At 39.6% G+C, this 19155-nt stretch carries 17 protein-coding genes, 1 tRNA gene and 1 pseudogene; 8 read left to right on the top strand and 11 right to left on the bottom strand.

The genetic code is table 11. From position 1 onward, the window contains the following. Positions 1 to 128 precede the first annotated feature (128 nt). Complete coding sequence (locus SYJ56_RS21250) at positions 129 to 1865, top strand: zinc metalloprotease (RefSeq protein WP_323837693.1); 1737 nt, start codon at positions 129 to 131, stop codon at positions 1863 to 1865. A 268-nt stretch (positions 1866 to 2133) separates the two neighbouring features. Here SYJ56_RS21250 and SYJ56_RS21245 read toward each other — a convergent pair. Beyond that, a tRNA-Leu gene (locus SYJ56_RS21245) sits at positions 2134 to 2215 on the bottom strand. Between the two features lie 231 nt (positions 2216 to 2446). On the opposite strand from SYJ56_RS21245, the gene SYJ56_RS21240 reads away from it, so the two are divergent. From SYJ56_RS21240 to SYJ56_RS21225, 4 genes are read left to right on the top strand one after another with little or no spacing between them, the layout of a single operon-like run. Beyond that, positions 2447 to 3025: a TetR/AcrR family transcriptional regulator gene (locus SYJ56_RS21240; protein WP_323837692.1), complete on the top strand. Its 579-nt coding sequence runs from the start codon at positions 2447 to 2449 to the stop codon at positions 3023 to 3025. Between the two features lie 43 nt (positions 3026 to 3068). Continuing rightward, the gene (locus tag SYJ56_RS21235) at positions 3069 to 4388 is read left to right on the top strand and encodes a TolC family protein (protein WP_323837690.1); all 1320 of its coding nucleotides are present in this window, start codon (positions 3069 to 3071) and stop codon (positions 4386 to 4388) included. A gap of 28 nt (positions 4389 to 4416) precedes the next feature. Beyond that, positions 4417 to 5529 (top strand): efflux RND transporter periplasmic adaptor subunit, encoded by a 1113-nt coding sequence (locus tag SYJ56_RS21230; RefSeq protein ID WP_323837688.1) that lies wholly within the window; start codon positions 4417 to 4419, stop codon positions 5527 to 5529. Positions 5530 to 5561: 32 nt separating this feature from the next. Then, positions 5562 to 8735, top strand: a complete 3174-nt coding sequence (locus SYJ56_RS21225) for an efflux RND transporter permease subunit (RefSeq protein WP_323837686.1) — start codon at positions 5562 to 5564, stop codon at positions 8733 to 8735. Positions 8736 to 8963: 228 nt separating this feature from the next. Here the strand turns inward: SYJ56_RS21225 and SYJ56_RS21220 are convergent, their stop codons facing one another. The 3 genes from SYJ56_RS21220 to SYJ56_RS21210 form a co-directional block, all read right to left on the bottom strand. After that, positions 8964 to 9266 carry a hypothetical protein gene (locus tag SYJ56_RS21220; RefSeq protein ID WP_323837685.1) on the bottom strand — a complete coding sequence of 101 codons (303 nt, stop codon included), beginning with the start codon at positions 9264 to 9266 and terminating at the stop codon, positions 8964 to 8966. 408 nt (positions 9267 to 9674) lie between these two features. Continuing rightward, positions 9675 to 10802, bottom strand: a complete 1128-nt coding sequence (locus tag SYJ56_RS21215) for an ATP-binding protein (RefSeq protein ID WP_323837684.1) — start codon at positions 10800 to 10802, stop codon at positions 9675 to 9677. Positions 10803 to 11059: 257 nt separating this feature from the next. Beyond that, positions 11060 to 11497 carry a VOC family protein gene (locus tag SYJ56_RS21210; RefSeq protein ID WP_323837682.1) on the bottom strand — a complete coding sequence of 146 codons (438 nt, stop codon included), beginning with the start codon at positions 11495 to 11497 and terminating at the stop codon, positions 11060 to 11062. A gap of 293 nt (positions 11498 to 11790) precedes the next feature. On the opposite strand from SYJ56_RS21210, the pseudogene SYJ56_RS21205 reads away from it, so the two are divergent. Beyond that, a pseudogene (locus SYJ56_RS21205) lies at positions 11791 to 11934 on the top strand (transposase); the annotation flags it as partial. Positions 11935 to 12019: 85 nt separating this feature from the next. Here the strand turns inward: SYJ56_RS21205 and SYJ56_RS21200 are convergent. Continuing rightward, positions 12020 to 12844 carry a sterol desaturase family protein gene (locus tag SYJ56_RS21200; RefSeq protein WP_323837680.1) on the bottom strand — a complete coding sequence of 275 codons (825 nt, stop codon included), beginning with the start codon at positions 12842 to 12844 and terminating at the stop codon, positions 12020 to 12022. A gap of 92 nt (positions 12845 to 12936) precedes the next feature. Between SYJ56_RS21200 and SYJ56_RS21195 the strand changes: the two genes are divergently transcribed. Further along, a complete protein-coding gene (locus tag SYJ56_RS21195) occupies positions 12937 to 13551 on the top strand; it encodes a TetR/AcrR family transcriptional regulator (RefSeq protein WP_323837678.1) in 615 nt (204 codons plus the stop codon). A 284-nt stretch (positions 13552 to 13835) separates the two neighbouring features. Here SYJ56_RS21195 and SYJ56_RS21190 read toward each other — a convergent pair whose 3' ends face one another. After that, the gene (locus SYJ56_RS21190; RefSeq protein WP_323837675.1) at positions 13836 to 14783 is read right to left on the bottom strand and encodes an NADP-dependent oxidoreductase; all 948 of its coding nucleotides are present in this window, start codon (positions 14781 to 14783) and stop codon (positions 13836 to 13838) included. A 131-nt stretch (positions 14784 to 14914) separates the two neighbouring features. Between SYJ56_RS21190 and SYJ56_RS21185 the strand changes: the two genes are divergently transcribed. Beyond that, on the top strand, positions 14915 to 15247 hold the full coding sequence (locus tag SYJ56_RS21185) for a winged helix-turn-helix transcriptional regulator (protein ID WP_323837673.1): 333 nt from the start codon (positions 14915 to 14917) through the stop codon (positions 15245 to 15247). Here the strand turns inward: SYJ56_RS21185 and SYJ56_RS25995 are convergent. The 5 genes from SYJ56_RS25995 to SYJ56_RS21165 form a co-directional block, all read right to left on the bottom strand. Next, a complete protein-coding gene (locus tag SYJ56_RS25995; protein ID WP_416377826.1) occupies positions 15199 to 15432 on the bottom strand; it encodes a hypothetical protein in 234 nt (77 codons plus the stop codon). The two genes, SYJ56_RS21185 and SYJ56_RS25995, sit on opposite strands and share 49 nt — an antisense overlap. 75 nt (positions 15433 to 15507) lie before the next feature. After that, the gene (locus SYJ56_RS21180; protein WP_323837671.1) at positions 15508 to 16146 is read right to left on the bottom strand and encodes a class I SAM-dependent methyltransferase; all 639 of its coding nucleotides are present in this window, start codon (positions 16144 to 16146) and stop codon (positions 15508 to 15510) included. Positions 16147 to 16790: 644 nt separating this feature from the next. Beyond that, positions 16791 to 17075 carry a DUF6958 family protein gene (locus SYJ56_RS21175; protein WP_323837670.1) on the bottom strand — a complete coding sequence of 95 codons (285 nt, stop codon included), beginning with the start codon at positions 17073 to 17075 and terminating at the stop codon, positions 16791 to 16793. A 256-nt stretch (positions 17076 to 17331) separates the two neighbouring features. Continuing rightward, positions 17332 to 18066 carry a homocysteine S-methyltransferase family protein gene (locus SYJ56_RS21170; protein WP_323837669.1) on the bottom strand — a complete coding sequence of 245 codons (735 nt, stop codon included), beginning with the start codon at positions 18064 to 18066 and terminating at the stop codon, positions 17332 to 17334. Between the two features lie 200 nt (positions 18067 to 18266). Beyond that, a complete protein-coding gene (locus SYJ56_RS21165) occupies positions 18267 to 19100 on the bottom strand; it encodes an alpha/beta fold hydrolase (protein ID WP_323837667.1) in 834 nt (277 codons plus the stop codon). Positions 19101 to 19155: the final 55 nt, after the last annotated feature.

Below are 19155 nucleotides of genomic sequence, written 5' to 3'. Positions count from 1 at the left end.
CGAAGAAATGGGTGTTGCTTTAGTTTTAGGTTGTTGATTTAATAGGAACAACATCAATTGATTCAGGAAATCAGACCCGATAACAAATTATATCGGCATAAAATCTAGTAAGCTAAACATTAGAAATCATGGCCTCAGAGACTAATAGCACAGCAAAATTCATAATCGCAAAAAATAATGGCAGTTTTGATGCCATCAAAACACACTCCAATTGGAGGCAAAGTTGGTTTCAAATTATTCCTGGCTCTTTTGTAGGAGGCGGATACACTGACCTCTTATTTTACGACAGGGTACATGGTGAGGCAAAAGTATATGGTAGCGATGGAAAGGGTAATATTACCTTAGCAAAACACCACAAAGCATGGGCGAAAAGCTGGGATATTATAGTCCCTGGAAAATTCTTAATAGGTCCAAATCTTACATCCTTATTTCTTTATGATCGAAGCAAGGGAGAGGCAAAGTTCCTTTTTCCAGATAACAATGGAGGATTTAAAACGGTAAAGAATCATACAGGGTGGAGGAAAAGTTGGGACATCATTGTGCCATTTGATACAGGCGGAGCTTGGACAGGATTACTCCTATACGATCGAACACACGGAGAAGGGAAATTTTTCAGCAATGATGGCAAAGGAAATCTCACTTTGATCAAACACTATACAAACTGGAAAAAAAATTGGGATATCATAGTTCCCGGAAACTTTGGGAAGAATATTCTTACAAATGATCTGCTATTCTATCGTCGAGTAGTAGGCGAAGCGAAGTTTTTTTCCACTGATGTAAATGGCAAGATGACGCGTCTTGCCCATCATACTAATTGGAGTCCAGATTGGGATATCTTGTTGCCTTTGGGTTCTTCATCCTCTACAAAGCTTCTTTGCTATAACCGTGCAGATGGGCTAGGAGTATTATCATCTATAGACTCTTATAACCTTAAACCGATTAAAAGTCACAAGAATTGGAATAAAACATGGGCACTTATAATCAGTGGACATTTTAGCGCCGATACCGGCCATGGATTACTGTTTTACCGGCATGGTATCCAGCTTAAAATACGAGCAATAAAATGCGCTGATGACAATGGTACACGGATGGCACAAATATCGGTAGACGAAGTAAACGAGTGGATCGATGCCGCAAACAAGGCTTATGCGCCTGCAGGAGTTCAATTTGATCATATTACCATGGTAAATACTTTAAAGAATACGACTATTAATAAATTGGCTCCAAATGATGATGAAGATAGTCGGCAGGTAAAAATTGATAAACAAAAATCAAAGGATGCCGCTGATGCTTTTGCTAAAGATTTTCCTGGAGAAATCGTGATTTTCTTTCGCTATGGAAGGAATGATGAAGCTGCAGGAGGAGGATTTTCAAGTAGCAAGGCAGATTACGTGGCAATGCCTGGATTTTCCAAAACACATACAACTGCGTATTATCAAGACGGTAGTTCAAAAGAAATTCAGAATATTAAACTTTTGGCACATGAACTTGGTCATTATTTGGGCCTTGACCATACTTTTGTGGCGGTTGAATATGGAGAAAATAGCGATGCGGCAGTAATCTCTTATCTTAATTCAGTTAAATCCAAAACATTGGATGCGTTAGATGGAGACAGAAACGTTGTACGGGACACTCCACCTGATGTTGGGAAAGGATACTTTTTAGGTAAAGATTGGAATCCCGCAGATTCGTCCCGTGAGATCCACATCCAAAGCAAAATTTTACGTATTGATCTTACTTTTAATCCAGATAGGCACAATGTGATGAGCTATTTCAACTGCGATGATTATTACCGGTTGACAAAAGATCAGTGTAGGCGTATTCAGGAATTTCTACATGGTTCGAAGCGAAAACATTTACTTTAACAGAAGGCATAGCTATTATAAAATCTGTCAACGCTAATTAGAGAAGGGGACAATGAATGTATTCCAAACTTCCTAATACTACTTCTGAGAAAACCTGCACGCACATATGACTACTTTTTTCAAAAGTTGTATTTGATCAGGTTCTTGGAAGAACTTCCTTGCTAGGAATGTTTAGCCTATTTTGTAATCCAAAATAAGCTGTAGTCAATCCTCTATCAGCGGTATTTCCATAAAAAAAAGGCTTCCCAGTTGTATGGGGAGCCTTTTGTGCGGATAGAGGGACTCGAACCCCCATGCCTTACGGCGCTAGATCCTAAGTCTAGTGCGTCTACCAATTTCGCCACATCCGCTGCTATTTTCAATTGGGTTGCAATGTTAGTGATTCTAGGTTTGAAATAATATTTAATACGAACTAAATATCGAAAAAAAAAGGAAGATGGATAGAACTGATTCATTATCAATCGCTTTATTTTCCTCATTACAGCGAAGTTTTCAATACTTTAATTTTTCTCAAATTTTTACCCTGTCTCGGAACTTTTGTTTGTCAACTATGATTGAACGTTCATTCATCATATAGTTCCATGCATAATTTACTAGATAAAAAGAAGTGTATCATCCTAAGCGCGCTTGATTTGATTCAGGAGCATGGTTTTCATGCAAGTCCTGTAAGTCAGGTGGCCAAGAATGCCGGTGTCGCTGCCGGGACGATTTATACTTATTTTGAAAATAAGGAAGCATTGATCATAGGGGTCTTTGAATATGTAACCGAGGAAATAAAAAAATATGTCTCAGAACGGGACGATACTAGGTTGGTCTTTAAAGATAGGTTTTATAATTATTGGAAAAATCTTACCAATTTTTATGAACTAAACCCCTCTATTCATGGGTTTTACGATCAGTTTTTAAATTCACCTTTCAATTCGGAGGAGATGCAGATTAAATCCAATGTTTGGCATGATTTCTCTCATGTTTTTTTTGAATCAGGAATCAAACAAGGAGAAATCAAAGTATTAAACCCTATTGTGCTTTCTATTTTGGTGAATACAAATGTGAATTCGATTGTACGTATCAAACGGAATTTCAAAAATAAACTTGCCAGAAACAACATGGATCTGGATGAAATATCCCACCTGATCTGGGCTGGGATCAGAACTGCTTAACCCAAAAACCTTTTTAAAATAGCACCAACTAATTATTTTATATATGTTCAAGAAACGTTTACTGTTGGCCGGGATGAGTATAATACTCTTGTCAAAAACCGCCTATAGTCAGGAAGAAAGCATAGTGCCCCAAGGTACATTGACCTTAGATGAGGTGGTCGAATATGCACTAGTCCGAAGCCCCATTATCAGACAAGCACAGATTGATCAGGAGATAGGGGAGCGGGATATTAAATCAAATTTGGCAGATTGGTATCCCCAGATCACTGCCTCTGCGGCGGGAGCTTATAATATCAAGCTTCAGCAGCAGATCATCGGTGATCAACTGATCACTTTTGGCCAGCCTTACAATTCAAATATTCTGCTTCAGGCTGACCAGACCTTATTTAATCGAGATCAGCTTTTCGCTTCGAAATCGTCTAAGTATTATCGCCAGCAACTACAGCAGGTGCTAAAAGATGCCAGGATAAATACGGTGGTGGATGTGAGTAAAGCTTTTTACTCGATTCTTTTATCCGAAGAACAAATAAGAATCCTTGATCAGAATCTAGATCGTTTGGAGAAGCAATATAAAGATGCTTACAGCCGATTTGAAGCTGGATTGGTAGATAAGACAGATTACCAGCGTGCGTCGATTGCTTTGACCAATGTGAAGAGTGATCGGAATAGAGTGGCAAACTCTTTTGATGCTAAGTATGACTATCTAAAGCAATTGATGGGCTATCCAGATAGTCTGGATTTTACGATTGAGTTTGATTCACAAGGAGCAGAAGGCAAAATCGGCGAAGATGCGGCTGATCCTTTGGTTCTTGAAAATCGAATAGAGTATCAACTTTTGCAAACGCAGCAAACACTCAATGAAATCCAGACTGGATATGAAAAATGGAATTACCTGCCTCAGTTGTCAGCTTATTACAGATACAACTGGAATTATTTCAGTCAGGATTTTTCCAACTTATACAATTCAGCATACCCGGTTTCAGCTGTGGGACTAAATCTATCTATTCCGATTTTCCAGGGAGGTAAACGGATTCATAGAGTGAAAGCAGCAGAACTTCAGGTGGAGCGGGGAAATGTTGAAATCGAAAATCTCAGCAATCAGATCAAAACGGAATATTCCACAGCTCTGGCAGATTATAACAGTAGTATCTATGAATGGCAGCTGATCAGAGAGAATATGGAGATGGCTGAAGAAGTATATAACATCATCAAACTCCAATATGATGAAGGAATCAAAGCTTACGTGGAATTAGTCGTAGCAGAAACTGATCTCCAAACTGCCCAAATAAACCATATCAATGCATTCTATCAGGTATTGGAAGACAAACTTGACTTACAGAGAGCATTAGGTACGATCAATTAATTAGAACCAGCATAAAATTTTATATCAGATGAAATTATCATACAAACTAGCAGCTTTTTCGGCCTTGATTTTAGCTGGGTTTTCTTGTGGGCAAAAGCAGCAGGCTGGTCCGCCAGTTCCAGCTGCTACCACGGTCACTACTTTCACTTTGGTGAAAAAATCCGTAACAGGCCTAGACGAATATCCAGCTACACTTGTGCCTCTAAACGAGGTAGAGCTTCGTCCCCAAATAGGTGGATATATTACCAATATATACATTAAAGATGGTCAGGAAGTTAAGAAAGGGCAGAAGCTCTATGAAATTGACCGAAGCAAATATGCAGCTTCACAACAGCAAGCACAAGCAATGGTGGCAAGTGCTGAAGCAAACCTTGCCAGATTGAGTAAAGATTTCGATCGATATAAGAGACTCGATGAACAAGATGCCATTGCAAAGCAGCAATTGGATCATGCAGAAAGTGCGGTATTGGATGCTAAAGCTCAACTGAGTTCAGCGAAGGCTCAACTTGAATCCGCTAACACGGACTATCAGTATTCAGTGATTACAGCGCCATTTGACGGAACGGTAGGTATTTCTCAAGTCAGAATGGGATCACAGGTTTCTCCGGGCCAGCCACTTCTAAATACACTTTCGTCCAATGATCCTATGGCTTTGAATTTTGTGATCAATGAGCGCGAGATTCCTCGATTCAATAAAATGCTGAAGTCAGAAGATATGCCAGATTCATTGTTTAGACTCAAATTCAGTGATGGAAGTATATATCCTTACAATGGCACATTTACCACCATCGACAGAGCTGTGGGAAGGCAGTCCGGTACTATTAATTTACGTGTACAATTCCCAAATCCACAGCGTGATTTAATCGCAGGAATGACTGTAAACATTCAAGTTCTCAATCAAGATATAGGTGAGCAGGTGGTGATTCCCTACCGAGCCGTGACTGAGCAGATGGGTGAGTACTTTGTGTATGTAGTGCAGGAAGACAATACTGTGAAGCAGCAAAATGTAATTCTTGGGACGCAAATCGGGGAGAACATTGTGGTAAGAAGGGGGGTGCAAGAAGGGACCAAAATTGTGGTGACCGGTATCCAGAGATTACGTGATGGAGCTCAGATTACCGAGCAGACAGCCGCTCAATAACTCGTTTTTTCAAAAGACATGATTAATTATTTATGATATCAGACGTATTTATAAAACGGCCTGTGACAGCAATGGTGATTTCGATCGTCATCGTCCTGGTCGGTGTTTTAGCTATATTAAACCTACCCGTTACTCAGTATCCTGACATTACGCCTCCGGTAGTTTCAGTGTCGGCCAATTACACAGGTGCAGATGCAAGAACTGTGGAACAGACGGTAGCTACACCAATAGAAACCCAAGTGAACGGTACACCTGGGATGGCTTATATTTCATCTAACAATACCAGTACTGGGCAGATGCAGATGAACGTCACCTTTGAAGTGGGGACGGATATTAACATCGCCACATTGGATGTACAAAATAGGGTGTCCATTGCTGAGCCATCTCTCCCTGAGGCTGTTCGTAGACTGGGTGTAACCGTGAGAAAAAGAAATCCATCTATTATGATGGTGTTGAGTATTACTTCACCGGAAGGATCTCACGACTCCAAATTCCTTTCCAACTATGCCAATATTTTCATCAAAGATGCCTTACTCCGCGTAAATGGGGTCGGGGATATTACCGCAATTGGTCAGGATTTCAGTATGCGAGTTTGGCTTAAGCCTGATAAACTGGCCCAATACGGCATCTCTGCGAGAGAAGTAACTGCTGTCATTCAGGAGCAAAACTTACAAGTAGCTGCCGGAACAGTAGGAAGTATGCCTCAGTATGATACGCAGGCGTTTGAATATCCGATCACTGTAAATGGGCGTCTGGAAAGAGCTGAGGAGTTTGAAGACATAGTCTTAAGAACAAATTCTCAGGATGGTTCTTTAGTTTACTTGAAAGATGTAGCCAGAATCGAATTGGGTCAATTTGACTACGGTAGATACTCTACTTTGGATGGAGAGGAAGCTGCGATTTTGCTGGTTTATCAAGCGCCGGGAAGTAATGCTTTGGAAACTGCCGAAGGCGTTTATGCGGCTTTGGATGAGTTAAAAAAGAGTTTTCCTACGGATATGACTTATACTGTTCCCTTTGAATCAGTATCTGTTGTAGAAGTCTCGATCAATGAAGTAATGTACACATTCGTTGAGGCATTGCTTCTTGTGATCGTGGTAGTATTCCTCTTCTTACAGAGCTGGAGAGCGACTTTAGTTCCTGTTCTTGCGATTCCTGTGTCCATCATCGGTACCTTTATTTTCTTCCCTTTACTCGGATTTACGATCAATACGTTGACGCTTTTTGGTTTTGTATTGGCTATCGGTATAGTGGTGGATGATGCCATCGTGGTAGTCGAGGCTGTGCAGCATTACATAGATTCCAAGAGGATTTCTGCGAAGGAAGCAACTCGTCTTGCAATGAAGGATATCACTGCTCCGGTAATTGCGATTGCATTGATTTTGGCGGCGGTATTTATTCCGGTAGGATTTATTCCTGGCATCGTGGGTAGAATGTACCAGCAGTTTGCGATTACAATTGCCATCTCAGTATTGATTTCAGCATTTGTGGCTTTGAGTTTAACTCCTGCGTTGTGTGTTCTTTTGCTGAAGCCTTCTGAAGTAAATGAGAATGGAAAAGGACTGAATAAGTTCTTCTATAAATTCAATATGTGGTTTGAACGTACTACAGCCAGCTATACCAATGGCGTGAGAAACAGTATCAAAAGAGCTCCACTGATGCTGATTTTGCTCATCTGTATTTTTGCAGGTACGTTCGGTCTATTCCAAACTAAGCCTACTGGTTTCTTGCCTACAGAGGATGAAGGAAGACTGTACGTGACACTACAATTGCCTGAAGGAGCTGCAAGTAATAGAACAAAGGCGGTAATGCAGGAAATGAACGGTATACTGGAAGAGACGGAAGGGATCAATCACGTAACCGGTATTGGTGGATTGAATGTGATAAACTTCTCCTTTAAGCCAAATGCAGCTACTTTCTTTGTGCAGATGGATCCTTGGGATGACCGAAAAGATCCTTCTCTTCAGCTTGGAGGGATGTTGGCAACATTGAACCAGAAGTTTGCAGCTATCACGGAAGGAAACATTGTGGTAGTTCCACCGCCTGCGATTCCTGGTTTGGGTAGCACAGGTGGTTTTAGTTTTATGCTGGAGCAGCGATCTGCCACTGGAGATATCAAGGAATTTGAAGGAGTAATGGGTCAATTCCTTGCCGCTGCAAATCAACGCCCTGAAATCGCCATGGCTTATAGTTTCTTTACGGCCAAAACCCCTGGCTACCACGTCACCGTGGACAGGGAAAAAGCTAAGAAATTGGGGGTTCCCCTGACCGAGATCTTTACGACTATGTCAAATTACATGGGTAGTACCTATGTCAATGACTTCACCAGGTATGGCAGGAATTTCCGGGTGGTGGCTCAAGCAGATACTGCTTACCGGGCAGGAATAAATAATCTGGAACAATACTATGTGCAAAGTAGTGGAGGAGAATCCGTACCATTGAGTGCATTGATAAGTTACGAAGTGGTGGAAAATGCTCCTGTGATTTCTCACTATAATTTGTTCCGTTCTGCGGAAATCAATGGAAATGCAGCGCCTGGCTACAGTAGTGGGCAAGCGCTTGCAGCTTTGGAGGAAGTGGCGGCAGAGGTATTGCCTGCGGGTTATGGGTATGATTTCTCTGGCTTGAGTAGGGAAGAGCTTTCCTCGGGAAGTAGCACTATCCTGATTTTTGCCTTGGCCATTGTACTGGTTTCCCTTCTTTTGGCAGCCTTGTATGAAAGCTGGTCTGTTCCATTTTCAGTCCTTTTGGCTTTGCCATTGGGAGCATTTGGAGCGATTGTCGCACTTCATTTCTTACCGAAATTGGATAATAATATCTATGCGCAGATTGGTCTGATTACGCTGATAGGTTTGGCTGCTAAGAATGCCATTCTGATTGTGGAATTTGCCAAAGAGCGTGTGGATGTTGGCATGCCGCTGATTCAGGCAACGTTGGAAGCGGTGAGATTGAGACTTCGTCCGATTATCATGACTTCCCTTGCTTTTATTCTTGGTGTGGTTCCTTTGGCTATTTCCAATGGTGCTGGTGCTGTGGCTAGACAGACTATTGGATTTACAGTGATCGGAGGGATGCTTGCAGCTACCTTCTTGGCGATCTTTTTTGTGCCTGTGCTGTATGTTGTGATTACTAAGATAGCGTATGGGAAAAAGGGCTTGGCAGAGCTGGAAGCTAATTACGATCCAAGTAAGCACGAGAATCATTAAATAGTCTATAAAAATTAGTTATTATTTAAACACCCCCAGAAAGCGAAGAGCTTCATGGGGGTGTTTTTTTTTAGCGGCAGAGACTGCTGCGGTTTTCGCGGAGGTCGCAAATTAGTGTTGTCCTGCTTTTCCAGAAGCTGGATGGAGGTTGTATTGAGCTTGGTCAACAGCTCTTTTAACTGGATGGATAAGTTGTGTTTGGTGTCTTAGCCATGGTGAGTGAGTTGCTCACATCGGTTTACTCGATTGCTGTGATTCTTCTTCTACTTTGATTAATTGCTTTTGGAACTTAGAAATTGCTTCTTGAATTTCAGCGTTTATTCCTTTGAGAATTAGAAGTTCAATTAGAATTGTTAGCGGAATTCCAAAAAGAAAATAAATGCTTTCTTCCAATAATATTGGTATTAGTCCCGCAGCTATCAAAATTGGTGAAATCAATAGTGAGATCGTTCGGAAATTTAATTGGTTAGCAATAACAGAAATTTGAGTCAAGCCTTTGAACTCTCTTATTTCCCCTTCGAGAAGTGTCATGTTTTGCATACCGCTAGTCGAATAAAGTGAAGTTTGAAACCTATTTTCTCTTATTCTAAATTTATCGCTTTCAATTATGCCGGTATACGCAGCTATTTTAGATTTATTTCCCTTGCTCCTATGGAATTCGGTTTGTGTATTTTGAGTTAAAAGTTTGATTATGGTCTCCTTGCTCAGCTCGACTGTCCAAATACTTCTCTGGAATAGACTAAATTTCATTCTAATATTCTAAAGTTTTCCTTTCATTAAACCAGTTTCATTTACCCGACTCCCTATACCTTATTGAGTATATCTCTATTATCTGAAATCCGCTGGGCTTTGTTGATCCTAAAATTAAGGATTTCGTCAAGATCATTTAGCTATGCGGAGAATATATTTTCCAGAAACTTCAGTTCGTTAAAATTCCCTTTATTGGGTCAATACCTCCAAGTAATTCTCTTTGTGGACCACTCGAAATTCAGTTTCAGGATATGCTTCTTCAAACCCCAGTGGTAGCTTGGCTCTACGCTCGGGATTCCATTTTGCTTCGAATGCAAACAGCTTTCCTTCTCGCTCTTCCAGCCAGTCTAGTTCTTTTCCTGTCGTGGTTCTCCAGAAATAAACGTTAGAATGAATCCGGTGGTAGCTTAGATATTTCATCCGTTCACTGATTAGGAAATTCTCCCAGAGTGCTCCTTTATCTGTCCTTAGATCCAGAGAATTGAAATTATTGATAATAGCATTTCGTACCCCATTATCCCAAAAGTATATTTTCCGACTTTTTTTGAGCTCGCGTCGCATATTCCTGCTAAATGAGTTCAAACGATAAATCACAAATGCTTTTTCCAACAAGTCAATATACTTTTCTGCTGTTTCCTTATCTATTCCAACCGTATTTCCCAGGTCGTTGAATGTGACTTCGGAACCGACCTGTAATGCCAAGGCTAGCAATAACTTTTGTAAAATTGTAGGCATGCGGATTTCCGCCAGACTCAAAATATCCTTGTAGAGATAACTGTTTGTGATTTCCTGAAGTGCTTCTTGAGCTTCGCTTGGATGATTAATTACTTCAGGATAAAAGCCAAAGATCATCCGCTGCTCTAGCAGTCGTTTTTCTTCCCGGGAAGAGGTATGTAAGCAAAGTTCTTCTGTGGAAATCGGGTAAAGTTGGAATTCTCGTTTGCGGCCAGTAAGTGGCTCTTTGATTGAATTGGCAAGGTCTAAAGCTGACGAACCTGAAGCAATAACCTGAACTTCCGGGAATTCATCTGCCATAATTTTCAAAGTAAGCCCAATATTTGAAACTCGCTGAGCTTCATCAATAACTACCAACTTGTAAGTCCCAATTAGTGCCTGAAGGTCAGAAGTTGTTGCTTCCTGCAGACTCAATCGGTCATCTGGATTGTCGCAATTCAGCCACAAAACTTTGTCATTTGGGAAATCTAAGACTTGCTTCATAAGCGTAGTCTTTCCCACCTGTCTAGGACCAATTATCACCAAAAGCTTCCCTTGATGGATTCTTTTTCTTAATTCCGATTCTATCTGTCGAGAAATCATGAATCAAAAATATGTAAATTCTCGATTATAACCGAAAATATACATGTAAATTCTCGATCATACCCGAAAATTTCTATGGTAATTCTCGATTATAGTAGAAATTAAGTGATACACGAAATATAGACAAGAGGTGACAATTAAGTAAGTTTTGAAGTTGGGATGAGAAATAAACAGGTGGAGCGGATATCAAAAAAAATCCCCAATAGTTTCAAAGTATTGGGAGGATTTTGATCGTTTTATTGGCTTGACCTAGTTAATTACACTTTTCCTTTGTGTTTTGGGTCAAAATCCACCATCCATTCAATCCCGTATTTGTCTCTGAACATCCCGAAATAGGAACCCCATGGACTTTCATCCATTGGAACTTCAATACTTCCTCCAGCTGAAAGTCCATTAAATAATTTTTCAGCTTCTTCCTTACTTTCTGCACCGATAGATATTTTAGACCTGTTTTCATTTTCATCTACCCGGCCCATTCTTTCAGGGACATCATTGCCCATCAAGACATTTTTCCCGATAGGCAAAGCAATGTGCATGATCTTATCTGCCTCATGTTCTGCTATTGGATTTTCAGGAATTGAGAGGTCTTTGAAGCGGGTAATGTTTGCGAATTCGCCACCAAAGACAGATTTGTAAAAATTGAATGCTTCTTCCGCATTTCCATTGAAATTGATGTAAGGATTGATCAGTGCCATAATCTTATTGTTATTGTAGTGCCTTTGAATTATTTATTGCTATCCAAATCTAGTGCTAAGCCAAGATATGCTAAGGTCTAAAAACGTCAAAGAGTAGGTGGTATGCGTCAAGAATTTTTTCTCAATTCATGGTTTAAAACGAAAACCTAATCACTTCATATGAAGGATTAGTTAACCCCAAGTCCCATTAGCTTCCGTTAGAATGACCAGAGTATAATCTGTGATAAGAATTGTCTGCCCGTGTCCGGCTAAGTTTTTTAATTACTTTATAACCTGATTTTCTAGCTTCAGTTTCAATCAAACTATTCAAGAGTTTTCCAAAATTGAAGAAGAAGCCGTATTGGGGAAACCGGTTTTGGGCAAGGGGCTATTTTGTCAACACGACGGGACTTGATGAGGAAATGATCAAACGATATGTTTATATCAAGAGAAAGTAGAAAGGAGAGAAAAAGATCAACAACAAGGGTTTGACTTCTAAGATTATGGTTGCCGCTCCTTACAGGGGCTGTTCAAAGACACTTTTTAAGAAGGTGTGATTTTCACTTTATGGTTATCAACAAACCCTATCTTCTCTTCACTGTTCACTCCGGAATCTGAGGAAACATCTTTGAACATTATCATTTCCAGTACTCTTGTAGATGCACCATCGTAAAAACCATTTTCTCCTTCGAATGTTTTCGGATTACTGAATGTTCCGAAAATCAGGTCATAAACCGGAAAGTCTGAATAATTGTACTTATGCACTCCTCTTTGATGGTGTATAGCATGCTGTTCAGGTCGCTGGATGAAGTAGCCCAACCACTGTGGCGTCTGGATATTGGCGTGCTGAAAAATACTCAGGAAATTTAGAGAAAGAATAATCACTGTGATTGACTGAGGAGAAACACCCATAAAGAGCGCAAAAACAATACTGCCCAAAAGCGTGAAACCAATCATATCCATCGGGCTGAAATAAAAGGTACTTGGGATATCCAAGCGCTCGGAGCTATGATGCATCTGGTGAAATACTTTCCATAACTTATTGGATCTATGCATAGACCAGTGCCAGCCGTACAAGAATAGTTGGTAGGTAAGTAAACCTATCAATACTTGGAGTATTAATGGAAAACCTGAAAGATCAATCATCTGGTAATCAGCCAAAAACCCATCGGTCACAATCGGTAGATATGAGCTCAGATAGAAGAAAATACCAAAGGCGATCAGGCCTCTAATAGTGGCATACTTTATTGATGGTAGATTTTTATTCCGTGGGAATAACTTCTCCCAAACATAAAGGGAAATAAACATTGCGATTACAGTCAATGAAATCGGATCAAGTAGCAATTCTAATGGCGAGGGAAAATTCATAATTAGCTTATTTAAACAGACTAGTTGGTATAAAAGTAAAATAAATTTTTAAATAAACAAACTAGTCGGTATAAATATTTTATATTTGTTAAATGGGACGAGATGGAAAGGCAACAAGAGATAAAATACTGACAGAATCCAAAGCACTGATTTATGAAAATGGATTTGCAGGCACATCAGTAGATTTAATTCTTGAGAAAACAGGTATAACGAAAGGCGCCTTCTATTATCATTTCAAAACGAAAGCAGAATTGGCCTTTGTTTTAGTAAACGATTTTGCTACCACAGATCTCCAAGAGTTGGATCGTGTCATGGAAAAAACAGAACAATATGCTGAACGACCAAAACAAAGGCTGTTGGAATTTGTACAATGTTTCATCGATATGTTTTCTGGCCAGGAAGAGCCTCCCAATTGTTTGTATGCATCGGTAAGTAACGAGCAAAACCAATACAGTGAGGAAATCAAGGAAGCAGTTGCTGAAACCATTATAAAATGGCGAAATGCTTTTGAAGTGATGATAGATAAGGTATTGGAAACCCAAACTCCAAAAATAGAATTCGATAAAGTTGCCATGTCCGATCATTTCACTGTTGTAATGGAAGGGGCGTTTATTGTTTCCAAAGCCATTAATGATCCAACTGTGACTGCTAAACAGCTAACGCTTTACAAGAATTATTTGGGGCTACTTTTTGATGAAGGAAATTGAAATTTTATGCCTTTAAGTTAGTCACAAGATTACCAATGAGGCTGTCAACAAAGCAAACAGCCCCACTGGCAGCAATGTGTTGTGTATGTCTGAAATGGTGAAAATAGGCCAAAAAGATGGCCGTTCCAACGGGTGAAATACGGAGTATTCATGAATGCCATCAATACAAATTCTCCGCGAATAAAACACTAAGCGCACCTCGCCAGAGAAATCTGGCGAGGGCGACACTCGATTAGCTGTAGCCCTTATTTTACTTTCGCAGTTTTATTCTCCTCTGTTTTTTGTTAAAGGTTGACCACAACTTTTCCGATAACTCTTTTGGTTTCAACTTCTAAATGTGCTTTCCCTACTTCTTCAAAAGGAAATATTTTGTGAATATTTGATTTTATTGCTTCTATTTCTAGTAAATGCGCAATGGCTTTTATAGTCTCATTTTTTGAAGCAACCATCATAAATTCAATGTTTATCTGTTTCTCTAATGCCTTGTCTTTTATTTCTTGCGAAATTTCAGGAGAAGGAAGTGTTACAATTATTCCGTTTGGTTTTACTATGGCAATTGAGCTTAATAAAGTTTCGCCTTGGATTGTGTCTAGTACAATATCAAAATCCGAAAGTTTTCCAATAAAATTTTCTTTGTTGTAGTCTAAATGTTCGTCAGCACCTAATGATAAAACGAAGTCTTTGTTTTTAGAGGAAGATGTTCCAATTACATAAGCTCCAAAATATTTGGCAATTTGTACTGCAAAATGTCCTACACCACCAGATGCAGCGTGAATTAACACTTTATCATTTTTCTTAATTTTTGCTACATCTACTAATGATTGATAGGCTGTGATTGCAACCATCGTAGCAGCAGCAGCTTGTTGATGTGAAGTGTTTTTGGGTTTCAATCCCAAATGACTTGCTGGCGAAGCCACATATTCGGCATAGGCATTTCCTTTACCAAAGAAATTGACCATTCCAAACACTTCGTCGCCTACTACAAAATCGGTTACGGCACTACCTGTTTCAACCACTGTTCCAGAAATGTCCCAACCTAAAATAACAGGACATTCTTCGCCAAAAATCCATTGTAAAACTCCATCGTAAGTCCTTGCCTTTACATCAACGGGATTGATACTGATTGATACTACTTTTACCAATACTTCGTCAGCTTTTATGGTTGGTTTTTCTATCTCTGTCAATTGAAGATTCTCAATACTTCCAGCTTCCTTTAAAATAAATGCATTCATTTTTTTATTGTTGAAATTTAGGACGCAAATGTAGATACATAGTATATTTGTGGCAAGTATGCACTTTTTTGTAACCTATATACTAAAACAATACTAACGTTGAAATTCAACTAGTTATAAACAAAGAAAAGATGAAAAAAAATATTTCAGAACCTACTTGTTCGGTAGATTATGCTTTTAGGCGGATTGGAGGGAAATATAAGGGCAGGATTTTATGGTATCTTCACAGCAAAGGAATAATGCGTTACGGCGAGTTGCGAAAAACCTTGACTGATATAACTCCAAAGATGCTTACTCAAACTTTACGGGAGTTGGAAGATGATGCCTTGGTGAGCAGAAAAGTGTATCAGGAAGTACCCCCCAAAGTGGAATATTCACTCACGGAAATAGGTGCAGAATTAATTCCTTTTATTAGTCATTTGAGAGATTGGGGCGAAAAACAAATAGCAAAACTAAAAGGATGATTTTGTTGCCGATTGAAATTGTAGGTTGTCGGTGGTAGGTTTACAACTGACGCAAAACCCTTGGCGGGTAGGATTCCAAATTGAGCAACAATTCCGATTGCGAGGGGTTTTGGTCTTTTGAGGGCTCTCAGCAGCTTTTCCCACGTCAAGTCCAAAGATACAGCAAAGACCAGAAAGCCAACCATGATGCCGATAATTAAGCCGATTCGCGGATCGAAATTAAAAGGGATTTGATTGATGTCATCCATGAGGCGTTCTTTTTAGTCCATACTAGTCGGTTTCTCTCCAAGCATACAATGAGCGCCAAAGCGCACTTGATCATTGCGTTCGGTTTTGCAATTGACAAAGCCCGCATCGCGAAATGCTGATTCAAGATCTGTAAGCTTATGGAGGTAAAAGCCTTCTGTTGCTACGGGTTTAAATTGCATAAAATTCTCCCGGACTGGAAAAGTAACGGCCGCGCGTCCGTTGGGTTTGAGAACACGGTACATTTCTTTAAATACCGCTCCAGGATCTTCAATCACATAGGCCGTGGCAACCGTACATGCTTTGTCAAATACGCTATCTTTAGAAGGAAGGGCGTTGCCTGGGGCCAGGTGCAGTGCCACTTTGCCATCCGAGATGGCTTTGGCATTTTTCTTAGATGCCATTTCAATTGCAGTCACTGATATTTCGACTCCTGTAACGGAACCTCTGACTGCTCGTTGTAAGAGTAACTTAATGTTAGAACCGTTTCCGAAACCTATTTCGATGATATCTTCATTCTGTTGTATATCCATTAGGTCTATCGTCCAACGTGCATGCGCAATAGTCTTTCTCGTCATCCACGCAAACAAGATCTTGCCGAATACCCCCCTAGGGTACTGCATCTGCTTTCCGATTGCATTCAATAGTTTCATCATTCCAAGAGTTTATGTTTAACTATAATAAATATACTATACTTCCTGAATTGACGTCATTTTCGAAGCTGCCACATAACGGATTGTGGCTATGGTGCTTGCCGCATTATTACTCCTATGTCTTAATTTACGCCATCTTAAAATTTTCTATTCTTCTTCAAAATAAGGACTAACTGTGGCATGCACTCTTAGCCGCTGTGTATGCCTAAAATGGTGAAAATAGACCAAAAAGATGGCCGTTCCAACGGGTGAAATACGGAGTATTCATGAATGCCATCAATACAAACTCTCCGCGAATAAAGTCCCTTAAGCGCGGAGATAATCACGATTCTCAGGACAGGTTTTTCCCAAAGCGTGAGAAAATGTCCCCTGGACATTTTTTAGAGAAGGAACTAAATGCAGGCCATGCTGGGTGTAATGAACATCTAAGAGAAGTCAGCCGAAGTCATAGTAGTTGTCGGAAGTAGAGCTGTAAATGCTACAGAGACCTCACTGGGTAGCGAAGGACTGAACGTATTGTTAAGTGAAAATTCGATAAGGGGCCATTGGTAGCCTTATCTCAAAAGTAGCGGAAAGGTGATTGTTGGTGTAAAGAGCAACAGTCTTTTGCTTTACGAACCGCCGTGTACTCGACTAGCGAGTCGTTAATTTTTCATTCGCAATTTATGCGGACTTGTCTTAGGAACTCTCTCTATTATATTTCGTGCTTCTAAATCAAGTTTTACTGTTACTATATACCAGACTACTTTTCCATCGAAGGTGGTGGACAGTTTATCAACGGCAAAATCTGTAAGCTCATCAAAACCAATTTCCTCACGATCATCAATCGCTTTTAAGATAAAGTCTTTGATTGTGTCATACCTTCTTCTCAGTATGTTTACCCCTTTCTTCCCTTCTGGGTGCAGAGTCATAATTTTTTCTTCATTCATTTTCTGCATGAGTTTTAAAGTTGTGCAGCCCGAATAAGAGTCCTAAGAATAGGAACGATACTACAAGGTCATGAATATTGGTTAATGTGTATTTTGCTGAAAACATTTTCCGATTTATTTGAGGTAAATCACTTACTAGCACCATGATCTGTCGAATTAATAGCTTATTCAAGACAACTTTGTTTATTGATTTTTCTTTAAGTTGACCGACAATAATCTGCAAAACTATTGCTGTTAGAAGGTTAGAAAACGAGGTTTAAAGTAAATCCACCCAGGTAATACCCTTTATCCGCTTTGTCCAAGGCTCATTTTTCCCATCCAATAATTTGTTTATGAAATGCGTCGGATGAGCACAATTAATCATAAAATAGAGTGGGGATTCTTTTACGCTTTCATCCACTAGCTCGATACCTTCTTTCAAACTCATTCCTGAAGGTAGATTGCCATTGGTTTCCACAGTAAAAGATATGACTGAAGGAAGGTTTACCGCTCCCGCCGCACGGGTGATGCCAATAGCTTCTTCAGCATAATTCATTGTAACAGCTGAAATTATATCAACAGGTGTATGTCTAAAAATACCTATTTGCTCCGAGTGGTACTTTTGAGCCTCTTCCACACTCATTTTATTTTCAGGTTTATAACCATCTCCCCGAGTGCCGATACAACCACTAATAACGATGGCATCTAAATCTTTTTCAAATTCATTTTTTAAATCGACCAAGAGTTGAACGGCTTTTTCATTGATTTCTGAAATTGCCGAACTTGGATAGCCAATCTTTTCGATCCAGTCTGGGCTGGCTCTCCAAGTAGGGCTTTCCAAAATGAAATTTGTTTTGAAATCCTTTGCGATTTTCAAATACCTTAGATAATAGTTTCTAATTAGGTTATAGCCTTTCTCATCTTTTAATAAATCAAATGCTGCAAAATAGGGGAGGTGAAAACCCTCAAGAAAAATTAAAGTTGTTTCCAGCCCACCATCAGTTAAAAACAAATTAGCAGACTCATGAGGTAAGGTTGTATTATTATTGCCATATGGGAAGTTTTTGATTGTGCATATCGGTTAGTGTATATGACTTGTGGCGGTTTTCTGAGCAATTCCCGTCCACCATGACAAAAGTAGCCACGAAGAACGAACCTTGCGGAAACCACTGTCCACCTCATGTTTTCTTAGGTGCTGTTGTGCGCTGCCTTTCATTCATTTATAAATTCTACTGTTTTCTTTATCGATTGTTCAGAGTCTTTACCAATCCAAAATAGATGTCCCCATTCATTGTCCAATTCAATCAGTCTTGAATTTTTAATCATATCATTTGAATGTATGGGATGTTCAAATGAAACGCTATTGTCATTTTTACTATGAACTATAAGGCATGGACAGTTAATCTTTGTAATTGTCCCATCATTTATATCTTGGTCAATATCATTTATAAATCCTCTTTTTGAACGATAGTGCTTCAGTGCCAAAACTAGTTCTTGTATATCCTCTTGAGTAAGCTTATGAGCGGGATCAGTTGAAAATTGAGGATAAAAGCTTTTGGCTATCATCCTTGGGAAAATTCCGGAAAACAACCTGACCATACCCCAAGTAAGTCTTTCAATTTTGGGATTGAAGATTAATTGTGCTGTCTTATAAATCTTTCCGTCTTCGTTTAGCCATTTTTTTGAAATAGCTGAAGCGAGTAATAGTTTCTCAACTTTGGTAGGATAATTCGCAGCTAATTCTATGGCTGTTAATCCTCCCGCAGAGATGCCATAAATAATTGCTTTGTCTATTGATAAATAATTTAATATTTCTATAATTAAGTCAGCTGCTTCTTTGGGTGTCTTTTTACCATTCAATGGTGTTCTACCATATCCTGGTCTTGAAGGAATTATCAATCGAAATTTTGATAAATCAAAGCCTTTATGACCAAGAGTTTCATAACAGTTCGAGTGTCCACCGTGAATGAAAACTACCGGAATTCCCTTTCCGATAGAACGGTACTCAATATCTCCTAGTTTCGTGTTGATTATCGTACTATTCATTCACTGTTTATTTTGCTTGTACACAATGTTCAAGGTATGGGGCCTAACTTGGACT

It is taken from the genome of Algoriphagus aurantiacus (genome assembly GCF_035156405.1).
Taxonomy (GTDB): Bacteria; Bacteroidota; Bacteroidia; order Cytophagales; family Cyclobacteriaceae; genus Algoriphagus; species Algoriphagus aurantiacus.
Note: the sequence above shows the minus strand (reverse complement) of the source record. Positions and strands in the feature narration are given on the sequence as shown.